We start from the raw sequence: 4,641 nt of genomic DNA, 5'->3' as shown, positions 1-4,641 counted from the left end.
CTCTCGGATTCCGCAACCTCACCAACTACATCGCACGATCACTCCTGGAGACCGGCGGATTCAGACCCCGACTACACCCTGGATCGTGAAGAGCCAGGTTACGAGTGGGTATGCCTTGGCTACCACTGCCAGTGGACAGTACGGGACACAATTATCACCACGACCGTTACCACGAGCAACGGCACACCGGAGAAAGACGAAAGTTCCACGAGGACCGAATGCACGTTCAAGGGTGCGGTTCAACCGTGCATTGATGCGCAGCTCGGGAACTGGTCGAACAGCCATCAATGCTATATGAAACGCGAGGAGCCGCCGCCGCGCGATGATCCGCGCTGGCAGGGTCATGCGGATGGCAGCATCTGGGCATGCCAGCGCGAGCAGGGCTACGATCAGGGTCGACACATTGTGACCGAGTGGATCTGGCTCCCCGGCGAGCCGGACACGATCGTGGTCGATCCAATGACTCTGGTTTATCGAGCTGTTGCAGCAATGCAATTGGAAGCGCCGCTGATCGAAACGGCGCCTGCCGCCGGACAGATCGGGCTCGTGAATATGCCGGTTTGGATGTGGGTCAACAAGACGGAGAACACGTGGGGGCCGATTGAGCGGACGGCGAGCGTGCCGGGGTTGTCGGTCACGGCTTCCGCTCGGGTGACTGCTGTTGACTGGGCGGTGGGAGACGGGAAGGTCGTTCGGTGCAAGGGGCCTGGCACGCCCTACACGGAGGCGATGGGGACGAAAGCCTCGCCGACGTGCGGGCATCGGTATGTGAAGACGTCGGCGAAGCTTCCCGGCTGCAAGTACCCGGTGACCGCGACGGCGCGATGGAGCATTACGTGGCGGAGCACGCTCGGGGACACTGGGCAGATTTCCATGGATCGGCAGGCCACCACCCAGCTTCGGATCGCGGAAGCTGTGCCGGTGCTTGTCGATCCTGAAGGGGGCGAAACCAGCGTCGCCGGACCGGCCTGCTGACACCCCAAGTTCTCTCCCTTCACGAGACACGCGAGGACAGCTTCCGGGGAGTTGTCCACAGGTCTCAGGTTCGACCGGGCGGCAGTCCTGGGGGCCAATAGACTGCGGGCATGCTTGGACCGACGCGGGATGCGCGGATCTATTTGCTCGATGGCGATGAGCGCCAGGTGACTCCTGGTGGGCCGGCGATCATCGGACCGGATGGGAAGCGGGAAGAAGTTCCGCCGATGGTTTATCGGGCGCTTGAGCATGTGCTCAAGGCGATGCGGGCCGGCCAGGCGGTCAAGGTCACGCCGTTCCGGCCGGAGTTGCCGATCGACGAGGCTGCGTACGCGATCGGTGTGCGCAGCGACGTACTCCGCAAGCACGTCGCGGCGGGTGAGATTCCCTTCAGGTCAACGGAGTACGTCGACTGGGTTCGGCTGGCCGACGTCATCAGGTGGGACAACGCGCGGCACGAACGGCAGCGCGCCGCGCTCGACGAGATGCTGGCCGACGAACCCGAGGACGAGGCGTAGCCAGAATGCCGGAGACGACGCCCGGGCCGGACCGCCGGGACACTGAGAGGGCGTTTCTCGATGCCAATGTGATCCGCGGGCAGGAAACGACCAACATCCTCATGTCGCCCGCACACGAAGGCGTCTTCGAAACTGTCAGCAGGTCATGGACGAGATGCGTCGCAACCAACCGCCTGGTATGTCAGAAGAAGCGATCGACAAGCGCATCGGTCGGATGAACACTGCATTCGAGTCAGCGTTGACGGCAGCGCCGCCGCAGGGCCTGCAGGACCAGATGCAGGCGGATCCGAAAGACAAGCATGTGCTGGCGGGCGCAGTGAACAGCCAGTCCGACGTGCTCGTGACCAACAATCTCAAGGACTTCAACCCGGCGTCGTCCGGTCCGCATGCGATGCGGGTGGAGAACCTGAGCCAGTTCCTCATCCGGAAGCTTGACGAGGATCCGGCCCGGGTCCAGGCCGGCCTGCAGACGATGGTCGACCGGAACCGCCGGAGCCCAGGTCGATGTCGGCGTTGATCGACAAGATGGCGCAGGGGCAGGAGTTGCGGTCGTTTGCTCAGCGGTTGAATCAGGTGGTACCGCCGGAGCAGCGTGGGGCGTCGCCGGCGTTGACGGCGCCGCAGAAGGGAACGGCGGAGTACGCTGCGTTCGCGGGGGTCGCCGAGGCGGGGAAGATGGAGGGGCCGGCCACCACACCGGAGGCGCGGAAGAGTGGCTCCGCGAAGGGTGCCGAGAAGGCCAAGGGCACCGAGCAGGACAAATAGGCAACACCCTGGTACGTGCGGCCCGGCGCCGCAATCGCAGCACCGCGGTCGCTCGGTTTGGCGTGTGCTGTGCGAGTACATCCGCGCGCGATGCGCCTTGCGCCGTCCATACACAGTCGTCCCTCGTGCGCCAAACGACCACCGTCGCGTCGCACACGCCCGCCCGACCACCCCACCTAACCGCGAGTGCAGCATGCCGGCCGAGCCCGCGCCCTCTGGTTCATCGCGGCCGTTCCAGGCCCATCTCGTGCACCAGATCCGTACTTTCGGCCCCACATTTCACGGACTGCATGCACAAAGTCGGACCGAAACGACCACCGCCAGCCCGCCGAACACACACCGTGACTGCAAGAACCTGCAACCTGTGGACAACCCACCCCACCGAACACCCTCCGTATGCCACCCTTACACCAACAGCACACAGAACGGAGCCCCACCCCATGCCCCGCCGACCGCTACTCGCCGCCGTCGCCACGCTCAGCACCCTCACCCTGCTGACCGCCTGCAACGGCTCCCCCGAAGCCGGCCGGCCCAACACCAACCCGGTCTCGCCCAGCAGCACCCCCACCCCCACACCAACCGCCCCCTCATCCCCAACCTGGACTCCGGAACAACAGGCAGCCATCACGGCAGCCAAAACCCGGTATGCCGTTGCAATGGCTGCCATCGATCGAACGTTTATGAACCCCAAGGCGCTGGATCGCCCGACACTTGAGCAAGCCGGCATCAGCGGCGAATGGATCCTCACGATCGTCGACCAGGCGCGGACGTTGGAACGCAGCAACCTGTACGTCACCGGGAGCCCCAAGACTCTCAAGTCGACCGTAGCTTCAGTGAAACTGCAAGAGCAGCAGCCAGAGATCGTGCTCGTCCAATGTGTCGACACCTCCACGCAAATCATGCGGTTCAGGAGCAACGGAAAGCCGGTGCAGTCAGCTCCTGGCAGCGAGCCCCGTAGGCAAATCATGTCTCTCTTGCGCTACGCTCCGAACCTGTCAGGCAAGAAGATGTGGTTCCTCATCAGGGATGAGGACAAAGGGACATGCTGAGCCGAGCCAGGGCCAGTTGGTTCGTCGTCGCCGGCTCACTAATGATGGCCATTCTTTGCCCCGGCAATGCAATGGGCAACAAACTGCCTCCTGGCCCTCCACCTGGCCCGGGTTACCAGTGGGTCTGCGTCCTAAGCACTTGCTATTGGAAACTCACAGGAGTTCAGCCAACCACAGCTTCTACAACTGATCCCGGGAAACCTGGAGAGGACAAAGGCACGACGAAGGTGGAATGCACGTTCAAGGGCGCTGTGCAACCATGCGTCGACAAGGAGTTCGGCAACTGGTCGAACAGCCGCCAGTGCTACATGAAGCGCGAAATACCCGCGCCTCCTTTCAGCGATCCCCGCTGGCAAGGGCATACTGACGGCAGTATTTGGGCGTGCGCCCGCGAACAGGGGTACGACCAGGGCCGACATGTTGTGTCCGAATGGATCTGGTTGCCTGGTGAGCCGGATACAGTTGTGATTGATCCGTTGACTCTGGTGTACGAGGCGATCGCGTCGATGAATCTCGGAGCTCCGCTGATCAAGACGGCGCCGGCTCCTGGTCGGATCGGTCTGGTGAACATGCCGGTGTGGTTGTGGGTGAACAAGACTGAGAACACCTGGGGTCCGATCGAGCGGGAGGCGAGCGTGCCCGGATTGTCGGTGACTGCGACCGCCCAGGTGAAAGCGATCAACTGGACGATGGGCGACGGCAAGATCGTGCGGTGCAAAGGCCCCGGTACGCCATACGACGAGTCGATGGGCGTGCGACCCTCGCCCACCTGCGGGCATCGGTACGTGAAGACCTCTACAAAACTGCCGGGCTGCAAGTATCAGGTCACCGCAACCGCGGAGTGGGACATCACTTGGCGGAGCACGCTCGGCGACACAGGCCAGGTGTCCCGGACTCAACAGGCGACCACCCAGCTGCGCATCGGGGAGGCTGTTCCGGTGCTTGTGGATCCGAATGGTGGGGAAGTGACGGTGCAGCCCAAGGCCGGTTGCTGATCGCGCGTCGACGTGTCCCTGGCACGACGAGCGGAGCCGGACTGTTCCCTTGGTGGTTATCCACATGGATCGAGTGGTCGAGGGGCACGCGGGCCGGGTGGCGGATAGCATCTGGGTATGGCTGGGGCCCATTACTGATGCGCGGATCTACCTTCTGGAGGGGGCGACGATCGGCGAATCGTGCCTGGAGGGCCGGCTGTCATCGGGCCGGATGGGGTGCGGGAGGAGATTCCAGCAGCGGCGTACCTGACTCTTATCACCGAGGCGGGGTTGGCGTGAGCGCGAGGCTGTGACCTGCGGGTTTGCGTGGTGGGGCTGCTGGATTTGCGCACTAATCGG

At 63.5% G+C, this 4,641-nt stretch carries 6 protein-coding genes; all 6 read left to right on the top strand.

Annotated features, from left to right (window positions below; all coding sequences use genetic code 11):
- Window positions 1-975: hypothetical protein (locus AB0B82_RS35275; protein WP_360178910.1), on the top strand; the 975-nt coding region annotated here is incomplete at its 5' end.
- Window positions 976-1,085: 110 nt separating this feature from the next.
- The gene (locus tag AB0B82_RS35270; protein WP_360178907.1) at window positions 1,086-1,493 is read left to right on the top strand and encodes a hypothetical protein; all 408 of its coding nucleotides are present in this window, start codon (window positions 1,086-1,088) and stop codon (window positions 1,491-1,493) included.
- A 145-nt stretch (window positions 1,494-1,638) separates the two neighbouring features.
- The gene (locus AB0B82_RS35265; RefSeq protein ID WP_360178904.1) at window positions 1,639-2,010 is read left to right on the top strand and encodes a hypothetical protein; all 372 of its coding nucleotides are present in this window, start codon (window positions 1,639-1,641) and stop codon (window positions 2,008-2,010) included.
- Window positions 1,998-2,258, top strand: coding sequence for a hypothetical protein (locus tag AB0B82_RS35260; protein WP_360178901.1), 261 nt, complete (start codon window positions 1,998-2,000; stop codon window positions 2,256-2,258). Before AB0B82_RS35265 ends, AB0B82_RS35260 begins: the two co-directional genes overlap by 13 nt.
- A 440-nt stretch (window positions 2,259-2,698) precedes the next feature.
- Window positions 2,699-3,307 (top strand): hypothetical protein, encoded by a 609-nt coding sequence (locus tag AB0B82_RS35255; RefSeq protein WP_360178898.1) that lies wholly within the window; start codon window positions 2,699-2,701, stop codon window positions 3,305-3,307.
- A gap of 227 nt (window positions 3,308-3,534) precedes the next feature.
- Window positions 3,535-4,302 carry a hypothetical protein gene (locus AB0B82_RS35250; protein WP_360178895.1) on the top strand — a complete coding sequence of 256 codons (768 nt, stop codon included), beginning with the start codon at window positions 3,535-3,537 and terminating at the stop codon, window positions 4,300-4,302.
- Window positions 4,303-4,641: the final 339 nt, after the last annotated feature.

The organism is Kribbella sp. NPDC048915 (genome assembly GCF_040649595.1).
Taxonomy (GTDB): Bacteria; Actinomycetota; Actinomycetes; order Propionibacteriales; family Kribbellaceae; genus Kribbella.
Note: the sequence above shows the minus strand (reverse complement) of the source record. Positions and strands in the feature narration are given on the sequence as shown.

Coding starts and splice junctions, on each gene's coding strand:
- AB0B82_RS35265 (WP_360178904.1), top strand. CDS start 1,639: ATGGACGAGATGCGTCGCAACCAACCGCCTGGTATGTCAGAAGAAGCG.
- AB0B82_RS35260 (WP_360178901.1), top strand. CDS start 1,998: ATGTCGGCGTTGATCGACAAGATGGCGCAGGGGCAGGAGTTGCGGTCG.
- AB0B82_RS35270 (WP_360178907.1), top strand. CDS start 1,086: ATGCTTGGACCGACGCGGGATGCGCGGATCTATTTGCTCGATGGCGAT.
- AB0B82_RS35255 (WP_360178898.1), top strand. CDS start 2,699: ATGCCCCGCCGACCGCTACTCGCCGCCGTCGCCACGCTCAGCACCCTC.